Source organism: Streptomyces sp. NPDC036764 (assembly GCF_055609385.1).
The window spans coordinates 756,124-771,940 of sequence record NZ_JBVJPT010000001.1 but is presented as its reverse complement, the minus strand read 5'-3'; the positions used below and the strand labels follow the sequence as shown (position 1 = coordinate 771,940).

Genomic DNA, 15,817 nt, shown 5'->3' with positions numbered 1-15,817 from the left:
CGCCAGCCTACGACCCGCTAACGGCGCCGTCGCATGAAGTACGCCCCGAACAGTGCGCCGATGATGCCCATGGCCAGCAGCGCCAGCCATAGCGGCAGCGTCACCAGGGGGACCAGCAGCCGGATCTCGGTCTTGCCGGTGTTCTCGAAGATGAAGACCAGGACGAGGACGGCGAGCACCAGCACGGTGATCCTGGCCGGGGTCATCGCCCCGGCCAGGCCACCGCGCTTCCCGCCGGCCTTCGTGCCGCTCTCCGACGTCTTCGCGGTCATATCACCAAGGATCCTCCCGAAGTGGCGATCACGCACGGTGAGCGCCCGACGCGGCGCTACCCGATCACCGGCAACTGCAGCACCCCGGTGTCCTGGGGTGTGCTGACCACGGTCACCGGTTTGATCCCCCGGTTCCCGAAGTACGCGTCGTCACTCGCCGCGATCACGAACCGCAGCCGGTGCCCCTTGTCGTACCGGTGCACGATCCCCGGCAGTGTCACGGTGAAAGTCCGCCTCACGTCGGGCACGCGCACCGGCGCGACGAGCCGGCGCACCAGCGTCCGGGTGCCGTCGGGGGCGACGTCGTACAGCTTGGCGAAGAGCACGAGCTTGTCGGCGGCGTCCTGGGAGTGCTGGGTCCGCTCGGCCTTCGGCGAGACGACCCGCAGCGTGGCCCGGGGCGCGCCGACGACGTCGGTGGTGCGCGTGAGCGGCTCGCTGGTCCAGGCGAGGTGGGTGCCCGGGGTGTCGTACGGCGCCGGGTCCGGGAGGCCGATGAGCCCGGCGAGCGAGCTCTCCGAGTGGCTGGTGGGGACGAGCCAGTTGGTGTAGGTACGGCTGCCGCGCGTCACCTTGCCGCGGTTGTCGACGAGTTTGCCGTCGCCGGAGAGGTAGAGGGTCCGGCTGAGCGCTGGGACGCGGTCGGCGGTGGCGTAGGTGTGGTCCGGGTCGGTGATCCAGTCGCGGTAGTAGGCGAAGGCCGGACCGGTGTCGACGGCATGCCCCCGCAGGTAGCGGTCGAACCAGGCGAGGACGCGGCGGCCGACGTAGCTGGTCTCCAGGTTGCCCTGGCCGAGGTTGAGTTCGCCGGAGGCGGGGTCGGACATGCCGCCGCTGTGGCCCCAGGACTGCCAGATCATCTTGGTCGGGGTGCCCTGGTCCAGAAGCGTCCGGTACGTCGCCGTCGCCTCGTTGAGGTTGAAGAGGCTGTCGGCCTGGCCCTGGACGAGGAGGGTGGGTGCCTTGACGCGCTTCAGGTACGACACCGGCGAGACGCTGCGGGCGTAGGCGAGCAGGTCGGCCGTCTGCTTCGCTGGGTAGCGGCCGGAGTTGAGGGTGCGGATGGTGTCGCAGGCCTTGGTGACGAAGTGCAGGCAGGCCATGGAGTTGATGCGGGAGGGGTCGAGGTTGGGCTCCAGCAGCGGCTGGCCCTCCCCGATCAGGTAGAAGCCGTTGGCCCACTGCCATTTGAAGGAGCCGGGGACGTTGCCGCTGCCGACGGCGTTGTTCGGGTCGAGGGAGTAGGCGAGGTTGTTCCAGGTGATCATCGGCACCAGCGCGTCCAGGCGCCGGTCGACGGCGGCGGTGGCCAGTTGGACGGCCCCGCCGTAGGACCCGCCGACCATGCCGACCCGCGGGTCGCCGGGGGCGTCGAGGGTGACGTAGTCGGCCTTCGTGCCGTCGTCGGCGGCGCGCCCGCCGCCCAGGAAGTCGACCAGGCCGGAGGCGGCGACGCCGTCGATGGTGGGGTCGTCGAGGGAGATCAGACAGCCGGACCTGCCGAAGCCGAGCCCGGAGTAGACGAGCGAGACGTATCCGCGCTCGGCGAAGGACTTGCCGATGATGTCGGTGGAGCCGTCGGACTTGCTGCCGCCGAAGCCGTTGGTGGCGACGACGGCGGGTGCGGGGTGGGCCCGGTCCACGCCGGCGGGCCGGTACAGATCGGCGTCGACGGTGCAGGTGCGGCCGCCCGCCTGGACGGTGAACTTCAGGGCGGTGACGGTGTACTGGCCGGTCGCGGCGGCGGCCGGTGCGGTGAGCGCGAGGGGTGCTATGAGCGTGGTGCCGAGGACGAGTACGAGGGGGGCTCGGAATCTGGGCACACGACGGAACACGGAGACCTCCACACTGAGGCACGTCTGGACAGCCCTGCATACCGACCAGTAAGTACTGGCCGGTTGTCATGGTGTGACACGTGTCAGGCGAGGTCAATCGCCGTGACGGAGGTTTCTTGACGGAGATTCAGTGAATCGTGTTCAGCGCAGACCGGGCTCGTCCAGCGTCAACGTCCCCGCGTCGGCGTCGAGTTCGGCGCTCACCCCGAACGGAATCGTCAGTGCTCCCTCACAGTGCCCGAACCCGAACTCCTCCACAACGGGCACACCGAGGCCACCCAGTCGGTCCAAGAGCAGCGCACGCACCGGCTCGTACGGCCCGCACTCCTGCCACGACCCGAGCAGCACGCCGCGCACGCCGTCGAACAGTCCGGCGCGCAGGAGCTGGGTCAGGTAGCGGTCGAGGCGGTACGTCTCCTCACCCACGTCCTCCAGGCACAGCAGGCCGCCGCGCGCGGAGGTCCTGGCGTGCGCGGTGCCCGCCTCGGCGGCGAGCAGGCAGAGACAGCCGCCGAGCGTGACACCGCGCGCCCGGCCCGGGACGAGCGCGGCGCCGGAGGAGGTGATCGTGGCCACCGACTCCGGCTCGAAGAGCATGGCCTTCAGATGCTCCTGGGCCCGCGCGTTCTTGATGAAGTCCACGCCGGCCGCCATCGGCCCGTAGAGCGTGGCCAGCCCCAGCCGGCCGGCGAAGGCCTCGTGCAGCACGGTGATGTCGCTGAAGCCGACGAAGACCTTCGGACCGGCCGCGGCCATCGCGTCCCAGTCGAGCAGGTCGATCATCCGCTGCACGCCGTAGCCGCCCCGGGCACACAGCACGGCGTCGACGGACGGATCACACCAAGCCCGCTGAAGATCGGCGGCCCGGTCGGCGTCGGTGCCCGCGAGGTAGTCGAACTCGTGGTGCCGGTCCAGCACATGGGGTGCCACCACCGGGTCGAGGTCCCAGCCGCGCAGCACGTCGAGCCCGGCCTCCAGCCGCTCCTCGGGCACCGGCCCGCTGGGGGCGACGACGGCCACCCGGGCGCCGGGGGCCAGCCGGGAGGGCCGCACGAGTGGCCGTACGGATTCCCTCACTTGGCGAGCTCCAGTTTCGGGATCCCGGGCGGGTTCAGCCCGAAGACCTGGGCGTACAGGGAGAGTTCGGACTCCAGGACGCGCACCATCGTCTCCGCCCGGCGGAACCCGTGGCCCTCCCCCTCGAAGGCGATGTAGGCGTGCGGCACCCGCCGCCCCTCCATGCGCGTGAGGAACCGCTCGCACTGGGCGGGCGGGCAGATCACGTCGTCCAGGCCCTGGAGCAGCAGGAACGGCACCGTGAGGTGCTCGGCGTGCTCCGCGGGCGAGCGCTCCAGGTAGCGTGCGGGCACCTCGGCGAGCGGTCCGACGAGGGACTCCAGGTACTGCGACTCGAAGTCGTGGGTCTCGCCCGTGCCCCAGTTGGCCAGGTCGAGGATCGGGTAGAGGATCGTGCCGCAGGCGAAGACGTCGGTCGTGGTGAGCGAGGCGGCCGTGGTCCAGCCGCCCGCGCTGCCGCCCCGGACGGCGAGCCGCCGCCGGTCGGCGGTGCCCTCGTCGGCGAGGGCGAGCGCGACGGCCGCGCAGTCCTCGACGTCGACCACGCCCCACTGCTCGCGCAGCCGGTTGCGGTACTCCCTGCCGTAGCCGCTGGAGCCGCCGTAGTCGACCTCCGCCACGCCGATGCCGCGTGAGGTGAAGTAGGCGATGGCCAGGTCGAGCACGAGGGGCGCCCGCGAGGTGGGGCCGCCGTGCGCCCAGACGACGTACGGCGGCGGGGTGTCGCCGGGGGCCACGCAGCCGGGGTTGTGGGGCGGGTAGATGTGCGCGTGGATGCCCTGTCCGCCGGGGCCGGTGAAGGTGCGGATCTGCGGCTCGGGGTAGTAGGCGGGGTCCACGGCGTCGTCGTGCGCGGCGCCGATCACCCGGGTTCGGCCGGTACTGGCGTCCAGTTCGACCACCTCGTAGGCGCTGCGCGGGCTCGCGCCGACGGCGACGACCCGATCGCCGTACGCCGAGAGCGTGGGCGCGAACTCGGTCCAGGGGCCGGCCGCGTCGACGATCTCGCCGGTCTCCGGGTCGAGCAGCCCGAGGGCCGTCGCGCCACGGCCGTGCACGACCGCCACGAGCCCGCTCGCCAGCGGGGCGAACCAGCGCAGACCGAGCTGCCACAGCGGCCCGCCGAACTCCTCCTCGCGGGGACACAGCGGCACGCCGTCGCGGTAGAGGTTCCACCAGCCGCTGCGGTCGCTCGTGTACAGCAGCCGCCCGTCCGCCGACCAGTCGGCCTGCGCGATCGACTCCTGCGGGCCGCCGGTGACGATCCGCGGGCTGCCGAGCGTGCCGTCCGCCGCGACGTCGGCGAGAAGCAGTTCCGTGCCGTCCCACGGCATGCGCGGATGGTCCCAGGCGAGCCACGCCGCCTGCCGTCCGTCGGGCGAGATCCGCGCGCCGGTGACGAACCGGTGCCTGTCGTCGGTCAGTTCGCGTACGGCGCCGCGGTCCCCGGCCGCCGAGCCGTCCAGCGGTACGGCGGCCAGGACGCGCCGCACGTCGGTGGGTCCGGAGCCGGTGAACTCCTCCAGCACGCACCACACCTCACCGAGGTCGGGCCGCAGCAGCGGCTCCACCCAGCGCAGTCCGCCGCCCACTCCGGACACGGGGGTGAGCGGACGCGGCTCGCCGCCCTCCTCGTAGCGGTAGAGCCGCTGGTCGGCGAAGTCGACGAAGACGACGAGCGGCCGGCCGTCCGCGACGGCACCGGCCCACGGCTGCCCGCCGTACTCGATGACCCGGCTGCGAACGTTCCACGGGGCGGGCAGCACCGACTCCTCGCTGCCGTCGGCCCGGCGCCGCACCAGCGTGCGCCGTCCGCCCTCGGTCGGCCGGGCCTCGGTCCACCACGCCTCCTCCCCCACGAAGCCCACGAAGTCGGGCCGCCCCTCGTGCGCGGCGGCGACGGCCGCGTCGATGGGCGAGGGCCAGGAACCGTACGCCAGCGTCCGCACTGTCTCCCCCAACTCCCCTAGGCCGTACGCAGAAAACGATCGAGCACGCGGACGCCGAAATGCAGTGCCTCGATGGGCACCCGCTCGTCGACGCCGTGGAACATGGCCCCGTAGTCGTAGCCCTCCGGCAGCTTCAGCGGCGAGAAGCCGTAGCCGGTGATGCCGAGCCGTGAGAACTGCTTGGCGTCGGTGCCGCCGGGCATGCAGTACGGCACGACGTGCCCTTCGGGCGCGAACTCCTCGACGGCCGCGCGCATACGGGCGTACGTCGGCGAGTCCACGGGCGACTGCAGGGCCACCTCGTGATGGTGGAACTCCCAGTTCACGTCAGGTCCGGTGAGCTGGTCAAGGGTGGCGCGGAACTCGTCCTCGCAGCCCGGCAGATAGCGGCCGTCGACGTAGGCCACGGCCTCCCCCGGGATGACGTTGACCTTGTAACCGGCCTCCAGCATGGTCGGGTTGGCGCTGTTGCGGACGGTCGCCTCGACCAGCCGGGCGGCCGGGCCGAGCTTTTGGAGCAGGCCGTCCACGTCGTCCAGGTCGGCGTCGAGGCCGTGGAGCGCCGCGAGTTCGGTGAGGGCGGCGCGCACCGTCGGGGTGAGCCTGAGCGGCCACTCGTGGGCGCCGATCCGGGTGACGGCCGCGGCGAGGCGGGTGACCGCGTTCTCCCGGTTCGGCCGGGATCCGTGCGCGGCCCGTCCGCGCGCCGTGAGCTTGACCCAGCCCGTTCCGCGCTCGCCGGCGGCGAGGGGATAGATCTGCCGGCCGCTGCCGTCGTGGACGGTGAAGGCACCCGATTCGCCGATGCCCTCGGTGCAGCCCTCGAAGAGTGCGGCATGCCGGTCCGCGAGGAAGCCGGAGCCGTCCTCGGCGCTCGCCTCCTCGTCGGCGGTGAACGCGATCACCACGTCCCGCCGGGGCCGTACGCCCTCGCGGGCCCAGGCCCGGACCACGGCGAGGATCATCGCGTCCATGTTCTTCATGTCGACCGCGCCCCGGCCCCACACGACGCCGTCGCGGATCTCCCCGGAGAAGGGGTGCACGCTCCACTCGTCGGCCTGCGCGGGCACCACGTCCAGATGACCGTGCACGAGCAGCGCGTCGGCCGACGGGTCGGTGCCCTCGATGCGGGCGACGACGTTCGTACGGCCCTCGGTGCGCTCCAGCAGGACGGGTTCCAGGCCCGCCTCGGCCAGCTTCGCGGCGGCGTACTCGGCGGCGGGGCGCTCCCGGCAGTCGCCGCCACCTCGGTTGGTCGTGTCGATGCGGATCAGGTCGGACGTGAACGCCACGACCTCTTCCAGTGCCTGCCCGTCAGCCATACTGCTCCTCCACCGCGGCCGAGACGATCGTGGTGACCGCCTTGAAGGTACGGATTCCCTCGTACATCCGCTCGCTGGTGTACGCCACCTTTCGCTCGCCGATACGTTCGACGCCGGGGACGACGGTGGCGGCCATCGCGAGATGCTCCGCGTCGAACTCCACGGCGACCGTGAACGGGCCGTCGCTCACCGGCTGCTGACGGACCGCCAGCGCGGCCGCCTCCTTGGCCGCGGCGCGGATGTCGGCGCCGGTCCTGGCCGGGGTACGGCACACGGCCGCGTACCGCGAGACATGGTCCTTGACGGCGACCTTCAGCGCCTCGGGTGCGTAGCCGAGCGCGTCCTCGCAGGCCAGGTCGTCCCCGGTGACGAGCACGACGGGCACGCCGTACTCGGCGACGACGTGCGCGTTCAGCAGCCCCTCGCTCGCCCGGACGTCGTTCAGCCACACACCGGTGATCTGGTTCGCGAGGTAGGTGTGCGCGAGGACACCCTCCATACCGGCGCCCGCGTGGTAGCCGACGAAGGCGATGCCGTCCACGTCGCCGTGCTGCACGCCCTCCACCATGGACAGCGACTTGTGCCGGCCGGTGAGCATCTCGGCGCGCTCGTCGAGCTGTTCGAGCAGCAGATTGCGCATGGACCAGTGCGCCTCATTGATGAGGACGGCGTCGGCGCCGCCGTCGAAGAATCCCAGTACGGCGGCGTTGACGTCCGACGTGAACATGCCCCGGCAGCGCTCCCACTGCGGCGTCCCGGGCAGCACGTCGGCCGGCCAGGTCACCCCGGTGGCGCCCTCCATGTCGGCGCTGATGAGGATCTTCATGCCCGATCACGTTACGCGCCCGGGAGGGAACCCGCCACGAAGCGGACGAACGCCACTTTCACACCTTTGGGGTGTGCTTGTCAGCCACCCGCCGCGGGCACTACTGTCACCACGCCTTGGTGAACGGGAAATCCGGTGTGATGCCGGTGCGGCCCTCGCCACTGTGAATCGGGAAGTCCGGCTCCTGCCCTCGCGGGCAAGCCACTGGGTCCTAGCGACCCGGGAAGGCGGAGCACGGGCGTGTGGTACCCGTCAGCCAGGAGACCGGCCAAGGCGCGTCAACCATCCACGAGGTGCTGGAGAGGGTCTGCTGCGCCATGCACATAGCCGAGGGTTTTCTGCCCCCGGCGCACGCGGTCGCCTGGGGCGTCGCGTCCGCGCCGTTCGTCGTACACGGAGTACGTTCACTCACCCGTGAGGTCAGGGAGCATCCCGAGAGCACACTGCTGCTCGGCGCCTCCGGGGCCTTCACCTTCGTCCTGTCCGCGCTGAAGCTGCCCTCGGTGACCGGTAGCTGTTCGCATCCCACCGGCACGGGCCTGGGCGCCATCCTGTTCCGGCCGCCGATCATGGCGGTCCTGGGCACCATCACGCTGCTCTTCCAGGCGCTGCTGCTCGCGCACGGCGGCCTGACCACGCTCGGCGCCAACGTCTTCTCGATGGCGATCGTCGGTCCCTGGGCCGGATACGCGATCTACAAGCTGCTGCGGCGCTTCGACGTGCCGCTGATGGCCGCCGTCTTCTTCGGCGCGTTCGTCGCCGACCTGTCCACCTACTGCGTGACCAGCGTCCAGCTCGCGCTCGCGTTCCCCGACCCGGGCAGCGGATTCGTGGGCGCGCTCGGCAAGTTCGGCTCCATCTTCGCCGTCACCCAGATCCCGCTCGCGGTGAGCGAGGGTCTGCTGACGGTGCTCGTGATGCGGCTGCTGGTGCAGTCCAGCAAGGGCGAACTGACCCGGCTGGGTGTGCTCCTCACCAAGAAGCAGTCCCCGAGCGAGACCGAGGCGGTGGCCCCGTGAGCAGGAACACGAAGATCAACCTCTTGCTGCTGCTCGTCGTGGCCGCGCTCGCCGTGCTGCCGCTCGCGCTCGGCCTCGGCGACCACAAGGAGGAGCCGTTCACCGGCTCCGACGGGGAGGCGGAGACGGCGATCACCGAGATCGAACCTGACTACGAGCCGTGGTTCTCGCCGCTGTACGAGCCGCCGTCGGGTGAGATCGAGTCGGCCCTGTTCTCCCTCCAGGCGGCGCTCGGCGCCGGTGTCCTCGCCTACTACTTCGGGCTGCACCGGGGACGCAGGCAGGGCGAGCAGCGGGCGCTGGAGCGGGACGCCGAGGGCGTGGCAGCCGGTGGCGCCGGCGAGGAGTCGAAGGCCGACAGGGTCTGAGGGGTGCTACCTATCGACGCGGCGGCGCACAGCAGTCGCTGGCGCCGCCGTCATCCCGTGGACAAGGCCGTGCTCGGGCTCGGTCTCACCGTGCTCGCGATCTCCCTTCCGCCCTGGCCGGGAGCCGCGCTGGTCCTGGTCACCGCCCTGACGGTGCTGCTGGGCCCGGCGGGCGTGCCCGGCCGGCGGCTGTGGCGGGCGTATCGCGTACCGCTCGGCTTCTGTGTGACCGGCGCGGCCACGCTGCTGGTCCAGGTCGGCGGTCCGGCGGGCTTCGTGTCCCTCGCCGACGACGGGCCGCTGCGCGCGGGTGAGCTGCTGCTGCGCACCTCGGCGGCCTCGCTCGGAGTGCTGCTGTTCGCGTTCACCACACCGATGTCGGACCTGCTGCCCCGGCTGGTGAAGGCCGGGGTGCCCGCGCCGGTCGTGGACGTCGCGCTGGTGACGTACCGCATGAGCTTCCTGCTGCTCGACTCGGTGCGCCGCGTGCGCGACGCGCAGGCCGCGCGGCTCGGGCACACCACCCGCGCCGCGACCTGGCGCTCGCTGGCCGGGCTCGGCGCCACCGCCTTCGTGCGGTCCTTCGACCGGGCCACCCGGCTCCAGGCCGGGCTCGCCGGGCGCGGCTACGACGGCACGCTGCGCGTCCTGGTGCCCGAGGCGAAGGTCTCCGTCCGTTTCACGGCCGCGAGTTGCGCTCTGCTCGCAGCGCTGGCCGCCCTCACCCTCGTACTGGAAAGGGCCCTGCCATGAGCGAGCCCACCGCCCTGGTCGCCCTGCGGGGCGCCTCCTACGCCTACGAGGACGGCCCCGTCGTGCTCAGCGGCCTCGACTTCGACGTCCGCGAGGGGCGGGCGCTGGCGCTGCTGGGCCGCAACGGCAGCGGCAAGACCACGCTGATGCGGCTGCTCAGCGGCGGACTCAAGCCGCACGACGGCCGGTTGACGATCGGGGGAACGCCGGTCCGTTACGACCGCAAGGGGCTGACCCGACTGCGCACGACCGTGCAGTTGGTGGTGCAGGACCCCGACGACCAGCTCTTCGCCGCGTCCGTCGCCCAGGACGTCTCCTTCGGCCCGCTCAACCTGGGCCTGTCCGACGCCGAGGTGCGGGCGCGGGTCGACCAGGCGCTGGCCGCGCTGGACATCGCCGCGCTGGCCGACCGGCCCACGCATCTGCTGTCGTACGGGCAGCGCAAGCGCACCGCCATCGCCGGGGCGGTCGCCATGCGGCCGCGCGTGCTGATCCTCGACGAGCCGACCGCCGGGCTCGACCCCGACGGCCAGGAGCGCCTGCTCACCACCCTCGGCGGGCTGCGGGCCGACGGCACCACGGTCGTCATGGCCACCCACGACGTCGATCTCGCGCTGCGCTGGGCCGACGACGCGGCGCTGCTGACCCCGTCCGGGGTGCGCACCGGTCCCGCGGCCACGATGCTGGCCCGCACCGATCTTCTGCGGGAGGCCGGGCTGCGGCTGCCGTGGGGCATCGCGGCGGCCCGGCTGCTGCGCGCGCACGGCCTGCTGGACGACTCGGCGCCCGGTCCGCGCGACGCCGACGAGCTGGCGGCCCTGGCGGCGGCGCACACCACGCCCGCACTGCCCGCCGACGGCTGACACAGGCCATGGTGGGCACACGGGTGATACCTCCCGCGACCGCGCACGAAAGGCGCGGCAGCCCCCTCGGTTCCCTGTTTCATGAGGTCACGCGCGACCGAAGTGAGGCAGCATGGCCGACGGCACCATGGACACCCGCCCGCCCGAGGGGCTGAAAGCCGACGCGATCGGGTTCGTCGACGCACTGGTCATCGGCCTCAACGCCACCTCGCCCGCCTACTCGCTCGCCGCGGCCATCGGCCCGGTCGTGGCTCTCGTGGGCGTCTACGCCCCGGGCGTCATGGTCGCGTCGTTCGTCCCGATGCTGCTGATCGCATCGGCGTTCTACTACCTCAACAAGGTCGACCAGGACTGCGGGACGACCTTCTCGTGGGTCACCCGGGCGATGGGTCCGTGGGCCGGCTGGCTCGGCGGCTGGGCCATCACGATGACCGGCGTCCTGGTGGTCGGATCGCTGGCGGACGTGGCGGTGACGTTCGCGCTGCTCGCGTTCGGTCTCGATAGCTGGGCCGACAACGAGGTGGTCCGCCAGACGCTCACGGTACTGCTCATCATCGTGATGACGGCCGTGTGCGTCATCGGCACCGAGGTGTCGGCCCGGGTGCAGAACGTCCTGATCCTCGCGCAGGTCGCCTGTCTGCTCGCCTTCGCCGTGGTGGCGCTCTACCGGGTCTACGCCGACACCGGCACGCTCGACTCCGTCGATCCGGCGTTCGGCTGGCTGAATCCCTTCGGCGCGGGAGGCGCCGATCTGACGGCGGGTCTGCTCCTGGGCGTGTTCATCTACTGGGGCTGGGAGTCCGCGGTCAACCTCACCGAGGAGGTCGAGAACTCCGCCACCGCCCCTGGCGAGGCGGCGGTGTGGTCGACGGTGATCCTGCTGGTGACCTATGTGTCGGTCGCCTACGCGGTCGTGGCCTACGCAGGGCCGGCGTTCCTGTCCGAGAACGCCGCCGAGGAGGAGTTCATCTTCGCCCTGCTCGCCGACGAGGCGATGGGCGGCTGGGACTGGGTCGTGCTGCTGGCGGTCTCGACCTCGGGTCTGGCATCGACGCAGACGACGATCATCCCCGCCTCGCGCACGGCCCTGTCCATGGCACGCCGGCACGCGCTGCCGGGCCAATTCGGGCACATCAGCCCACGGTTCCGCACGCCCGACGTGAGCACGTGGTGGGTCGCGGGCATCGCCATCGCCTGGTACCTCGTGGTCCGCCAGATCAGCGAGAACGCCCTGTTCGACTCGCTGACCGCACTGTCCCTGCTGATCGCCTTCTACTACGCGCTCACCGGCATCGCCTGCGCCGTCTACTACCGGCGCCATCTCACCGAGAGCCTGCACAACTTCCTGCTCATCGGCCTCGGCCCGCTGGTCGGCGCAGGGCTGCTCGTCTGGCTGCTGGTCGAGTCGATCAGCGACATGGCGGATCCGGCCAACTCCTACAGCGGCGTCTCGTGGTTCGGGCTCGGCCCGCCGCTGGTCATCGGCATCGGCATCACCCTCGCCGGTGTGGTCCTCATGGTCGTGTGGCGCCTGATGGCCCCCGCCTTCTGGTCGGAACGCCCGGAGGTGGCCGACCCCGACCTCGTGCACGGCGACAAGGAGCTCTGAAGATGTCGGTCGTTCTCGGCTACGACGAATCCCCGGGCGCGGTACGCGCGCTGCACATCGCCATCGAGGTGTCGGCCGCCTTCGGCGAGCCGCTCGTGCTGGTCTACGGCGCGGCGGCGCCCGGCGCCCTCGGCGAGGAGGCCACCGCGCACCGTGACGCCGTCCAGCAGGCCGGGCGCACCGCCCTGTCGCACGCCGTCACGGTGGCCGACGAGGCCGGCGTGCCGACCACCGTGGAGGTCATCGACCAGAAACCGGCGGAGGCACTGATCGAAGCGGCGGCGCGCCATACGGCCAGGGTCATCGTGGTCGGCAGTTGGGGTGAGAGCCCGTTGCGCGGCGCCCTGCTGGGCTCCACACCCCACAAGCTGCTGCATCTGTCGCGGACCCCGGTCCTGTGCGTGCCCACCGAACCGTGAGACACCGGTCGGACTTGCCCGCCGGCACGGTCGGTCACGTCAGGGCGGGCGAGTTCACCACGTGTGCCGCAGGGCGTGCGCCTTTCCGGCCCGGGTCCGTCAGGCGGTGCGGCCCGCCACCACCCACTTCGACGGCAGCTCGATCCGTGTGCCGTCGGGCCCGTACTCCGCGGTGATCAGGGGCAGTTCTCCGCTCGCGAGGATGCCGAGGCCGGCCGCGCGCAGAAACTCGGGCACCGCGTCGTCGGCCACCTCGCCCGGGGCGATGCCGTGCCGGAAGATCGGCGCGAGTTTGGGCGGCGGCCCCGACGGGCTCTGCGCGAGGCCCATGAGGACGGGCTTGGCGTCTTCGGAGAGCTCGACGAGGAAGGCCCGGCCGCGCTCGCCGACCAGCGTGGCGATGCCGTTCACCATCTGCTGCCGGTCGTCGGGCTCGGCCTGGTGCAGCACGCCCCGCATATAGATGTTGACGTCCCCGAGCTCGGCGTGCAGCGTCTCCGCCTCGGTCTTCTCCACGGCGTCGAACAGCCGGTACGCCGCCTGCCCGGCGGGGTCGGCGTGCCGGGCGTGCTCCAGGGCCGCGGCGGACAGGTCGACGCCGACGACGCGCGGGAAACGGTCGGCGAGGAACCGGGTCTGGGTGCCGTTGCCGCAGCCGAGGTCCACCATCGCCAGCCCGGGATCGGTCAGGTACGCCTCGAACAGGGCCAGATGGCGTCCGGCGGTCAGGGCCGGCTCGGCGTCCCAGAACACCGCCCCCTGTTCCTCGGGGGCTTCACGCCAGAAGCCCTCCCAGGCCTCCCGGTACCGACTCGTCACGCTCATGACCGACTCCCCAGGTAGCGCTGCCGACCCGCCGTCAGATGACGGGCGAGTACGGTCTACCGCGGCCGGGTTGCGGCTACAAGCGAATGGCGCATTCCTTCACTCCGCATTCGACACTCGTGCGCCGTTGTACGCCTGCGGGGCACAAGTCGCACGCCCTTCGGGGCGTCGGGCCGGAGTCAGCGTCGCGGGAGCGTGAGTTCGAACCAGACGGTCTTGCCGGCGCTCGTACGGCTCGTGCCCCACTCGCGCGCGAGCATGCTCACCACCCGCAGCCCACGCCCGGCATCGTCCAAGGGACCCGCGCTGAGCAGGGTCGGCAGTTCGTGACTGTCGTCGTCCACCTCGCACAGCAGCGTGTCGCCGCGGACGAGGCGCAGTTCGACCCGGCGGCCGTGGGAGTGCCGTACGGCGTTGGTGACGAGCTCGCTCACCAGCAGCTCGGCGGTGTACGCGAGCCGGGCGAGGCCCCAGTCGTGCAGTTGCTCGCGGACGACGGCGCGGGCCCGGCCGACCTCGTCGGGTTCGAGGGCGATGCGCCAGGCGGCGACGTCCTCGGGTTCGATGCCGTTGAGGCGGGCCATCAGCAGGGCCACGTCGTCCTTGCGGCCGCCGCGGGTGTTGAGGGCGCGGATGATGGTGTCGCAGGCGTCGTCCATCGACGCGGCCGGGTGGGCGGCGGACTCGCAGAGGGTCGCCAGGCCGACACCGATGTCTTCGCCGCGCATCTCGACCAGGCCGTCGGTGCACATGACCAGCCGGTCGCCGGGCCGCACGCGCACGCGTACCGCCTCGAAGGGCACCCCGCCCACGCCGATCGGCGCTCCCGTGGGCAGGTCGAGCAGCTCGCTGCGCCCGTCGCCGGCGCGGACCAGGACGGGCGGGATGTGACCGGCGTTGGCGATGTGCAGTTCGCTCGCGATGGGGTCGTAGACGGCGTACAGACAGGTCGCGAGGTAGGAGTCGCCGAGGCGTTGTAGGAGTCGCCGAGGCGTTGGGCGAGGTCGTCGAGGTTGCGCAGGAGCTGTGCGGGCGGCAGGTCGAGGGCGGCCATGGTCTGCACGGCCGTGCGCAACTGACCCATCATGGCGGCGGAGTTGAGGCCGTGGCCCATGACGTCGCCGACGACGAGGGCGGTGCGGGCGCCGGGCAGTTTGACGGAGTCGAACCAGTCGCCGCCGACCCGGCCGAGCAGGGTGCCCGGCAGATAGCGGGTGGCGATGTCGCAGCCCGCCATGCGCGGCGGGATGTGCGGCAGCATGCTGTCCTGGAGGGTCTCGGCGACGCTCTCCTGGTAGGTGTACATGCGTGCGTTGTCGAGCACGAGGCCCGCGCGGGCGGCGAGTTCGGCGCCGGTGACGCGGTCCATGTCGTTGAACTCGACGCGCTCGGGGTGGCGCAGCAGGATCATGAAGCCCAGCACGACGTTGCGGGCCTTCAGCGGCACGACCAGCATGGAACGGCCGGTGATCAGCGGCCGGATGTCCCGCTTCTCGAACTGCGAGGCGATGGCGTGGCCCATCTGCTCGCTGATCCGCGGCACCAGGACGGGCTCGCCGCTGGTCATGCACTGGAAGAAGGGGGTGTGGGCCGGAAAGGGCATGGCCTCGCCGACCGGCACGACGTCGTCCCAGCGGCCCGGTTCGTCGGTGTGCTCGACGGCGACCCGGTGCCACATGGTGGTGGTGTCCGGCACGCCGTCGGGGAACCCCTCGCCGGCGACGACCTGTTCGCGCAGATAGGTGCCGGCGACGTCGGTGAAGCGCGGCACGACGGCTCTGCTGACCTCGATGATGGTCCGCGACAGGTCGAGTGAGGTACCGATCGCCCCGCTGACCTCGTTGAGGAACTCCAGGCGCTCACGGACGGCGGCGTATTCGAGGTCCTCTGCCTCGTCGGCGTAGCCCTGCGGTACGGGTAAGCCCTGGGCGGCGGCCCGGGCGGCGCGCTCGCGGCGGGCCCTGCGCTCGACGCGCCGGGGCACGCCCCAGTCGGGGGTGACGGGCACCCGGTCGTTCTGACTGAACTCCAGTACGGGGTAGCCCAGTTCGAGGATCTGTCCGACTATGCGGGCGCTCTCCTCGACGCTCATGCTGGGCAGGATCTCGGGGAGCTTGCTCGCGAGTTCCTCGGCGCCGGGGAAGTCGGTGTGCAGGGCGAAGGCGGGTGCGACGCGCTCGAAACCGGCATCGTCGTCGTGGGCCTCCTGCTGGAGGCGGCCGACGTCGGCGCCGAGCACGAGCAGCCGCTCCGGTCCGGGGCCGATCAGCGGGTAGGCCCACCACAGCACGTCGACGCGGTCCCTCCCCGACCCTTCGGGCCGGGGTGCCCCCGTCTCGCTCCGCTCGGGGACGGTGAGGCGGGCGCGGCCCGCGGCGGGGTAGTAGAGCCGCCCGTCGAGGGACGTCTCGAGATCGTGGCCGAGTCCGTCGTACGCACCGTAGGCGCCGTACGGCGAGGGGTCGTCGTCCTCGGGCAGCGCGCCGGAGACGGGCAGCAGATCGACGGCCGGGCGGCCGAGTGCCTCTTCCTTGGTGGCGCCGAACAGACGGCGTGCGCCGGAGCTCCAGTGGGAGACCAGGCCTTCGCGGTCCACCACGACCACGGCCAGCGGGATGCGTCCGGACGCGGCGTGTTCCGTCACCGCGCCGTCCCTCTCGGTGCCACGGTCCATGGCCCA

General features: G+C 71.8%; 13 protein-coding genes, 1 pseudogene and 1 riboswitch. Of the genes and pseudogenes, 6 read left to right on the top strand and 8 right to left on the bottom strand.

All coding sequences use genetic code 11. The annotated features are described in order from the left end of the window. Positions 1–17 precede the first annotated feature (17 nt). The 6 genes from ACZ69Q_RS03315 to ACZ69Q_RS03290 form a co-directional block, all read right to left on the bottom strand. Positions 18–272, bottom strand: a complete 255-nt coding sequence (locus ACZ69Q_RS03315) for a DUF1049 domain-containing protein (protein WP_471035524.1) — start codon at positions 270–272, stop codon at positions 18–20. A 56-nt stretch (positions 273–328) separates the two neighbouring features. After that, positions 329–2,107, bottom strand: a complete 1,779-nt coding sequence (locus ACZ69Q_RS03310) for a CocE/NonD family hydrolase (protein WP_471035522.1) — start codon at positions 2,105–2,107, stop codon at positions 329–331. 141 nt (positions 2,108–2,248) lie between these two features. Further along, positions 2,249–3,184 (bottom strand): S66 peptidase family protein, encoded by a 936-nt coding sequence (locus tag ACZ69Q_RS03305; RefSeq protein WP_471035519.1) that lies wholly within the window; start codon positions 3,182–3,184, stop codon positions 2,249–2,251. Beyond that, positions 3,181–5,145 carry a S9 family peptidase gene (locus tag ACZ69Q_RS03300; RefSeq protein WP_471035516.1) on the bottom strand — a complete coding sequence of 655 codons (1,965 nt, stop codon included), beginning with the start codon at positions 5,143–5,145 and terminating at the stop codon, positions 3,181–3,183. The genes ACZ69Q_RS03305 and ACZ69Q_RS03300 overlap by 4 nt, the downstream gene beginning before the upstream one ends. A 5-nt stretch (positions 5,146–5,150) precedes the next feature. Continuing rightward, positions 5,151–6,455, bottom strand: a complete 1,305-nt coding sequence (locus ACZ69Q_RS03295; RefSeq protein ID WP_471035513.1) for a M20/M25/M40 family metallo-hydrolase — start codon at positions 6,453–6,455, stop codon at positions 5,151–5,153. Next, the gene (locus tag ACZ69Q_RS03290) at positions 6,448–7,281 is read right to left on the bottom strand and encodes a M55 family metallopeptidase (RefSeq protein ID WP_471035510.1); all 834 of its coding nucleotides are present in this window, start codon (positions 7,279–7,281) and stop codon (positions 6,448–6,450) included. Before ACZ69Q_RS03290 ends, ACZ69Q_RS03295 begins: the two co-directional genes overlap by 8 nt. A gap of 100 nt (positions 7,282–7,381) precedes the next feature. Next, positions 7,382–7,568: riboswitch (cobalamin riboswitch) on the top strand. A 30-nt stretch (positions 7,569–7,598) separates the two neighbouring features. On the opposite strand from ACZ69Q_RS03290, the gene ACZ69Q_RS03285 reads away from it, so the two are divergent. The 6 genes from ACZ69Q_RS03285 to ACZ69Q_RS03260 all read left to right on the top strand — a co-directional run bounded on the left by ACZ69Q_RS03285 (position 7,599) and on the right by ACZ69Q_RS03260 (position 12,312). Beyond that, the gene (locus ACZ69Q_RS03285) at positions 7,599–8,300 is read left to right on the top strand and encodes an energy-coupling factor ABC transporter permease (RefSeq protein ID WP_471040017.1); all 702 of its coding nucleotides are present in this window, start codon (positions 7,599–7,601) and stop codon (positions 8,298–8,300) included. Further along, the gene (locus ACZ69Q_RS03280) at positions 8,297–8,668 is read left to right on the top strand and encodes an energy-coupling factor ABC transporter substrate-binding protein (protein ID WP_471035507.1); all 372 of its coding nucleotides are present in this window, start codon (positions 8,297–8,299) and stop codon (positions 8,666–8,668) included. The genes ACZ69Q_RS03285 and ACZ69Q_RS03280 overlap by 4 nt, the downstream gene beginning before the upstream one ends. A gap of 3 nt (positions 8,669–8,671) precedes the next feature. After that, a complete protein-coding gene (gene cbiQ / locus ACZ69Q_RS03275; RefSeq protein WP_471035505.1) occupies positions 8,672–9,421 on the top strand; it encodes a cobalt ECF transporter T component CbiQ in 750 nt (249 codons plus the stop codon). Beyond that, positions 9,418–10,284 (top strand): ATP-binding cassette domain-containing protein, encoded by an 867-nt coding sequence (locus ACZ69Q_RS03270; RefSeq protein ID WP_471035502.1) that lies wholly within the window; start codon positions 9,418–9,420, stop codon positions 10,282–10,284. Before cbiQ ends, ACZ69Q_RS03270 begins: the two co-directional genes overlap by 4 nt. Positions 10,285–10,396: 112 nt before the next feature. After that, the gene (locus ACZ69Q_RS03265; protein WP_471035497.1) at positions 10,397–11,893 is read left to right on the top strand and encodes an APC family permease; all 1,497 of its coding nucleotides are present in this window, start codon (positions 10,397–10,399) and stop codon (positions 11,891–11,893) included. 2 nt (positions 11,894–11,895) lie between these two features. Next, positions 11,896–12,312: a universal stress protein gene (locus tag ACZ69Q_RS03260; protein ID WP_471035493.1), complete on the top strand. Its 417-nt coding sequence runs from the start codon at positions 11,896–11,898 to the stop codon at positions 12,310–12,312. A gap of 99 nt (positions 12,313–12,411) precedes the next feature. On the opposite strand, the gene ACZ69Q_RS03255 is transcribed toward ACZ69Q_RS03260, so the two are convergent. Continuing rightward, the gene (locus ACZ69Q_RS03255) at positions 12,412–13,137 is read right to left on the bottom strand and encodes a class I SAM-dependent methyltransferase (protein WP_471035488.1); all 726 of its coding nucleotides are present in this window, start codon (positions 13,135–13,137) and stop codon (positions 12,412–12,414) included. Positions 13,138–13,316: 179 nt separating this feature from the next. Further along, positions 13,317–15,811: pseudogene (locus ACZ69Q_RS03250) on the bottom strand (SpoIIE family protein phosphatase). Positions 15,812–15,817 lie beyond the last annotated feature (6 nt).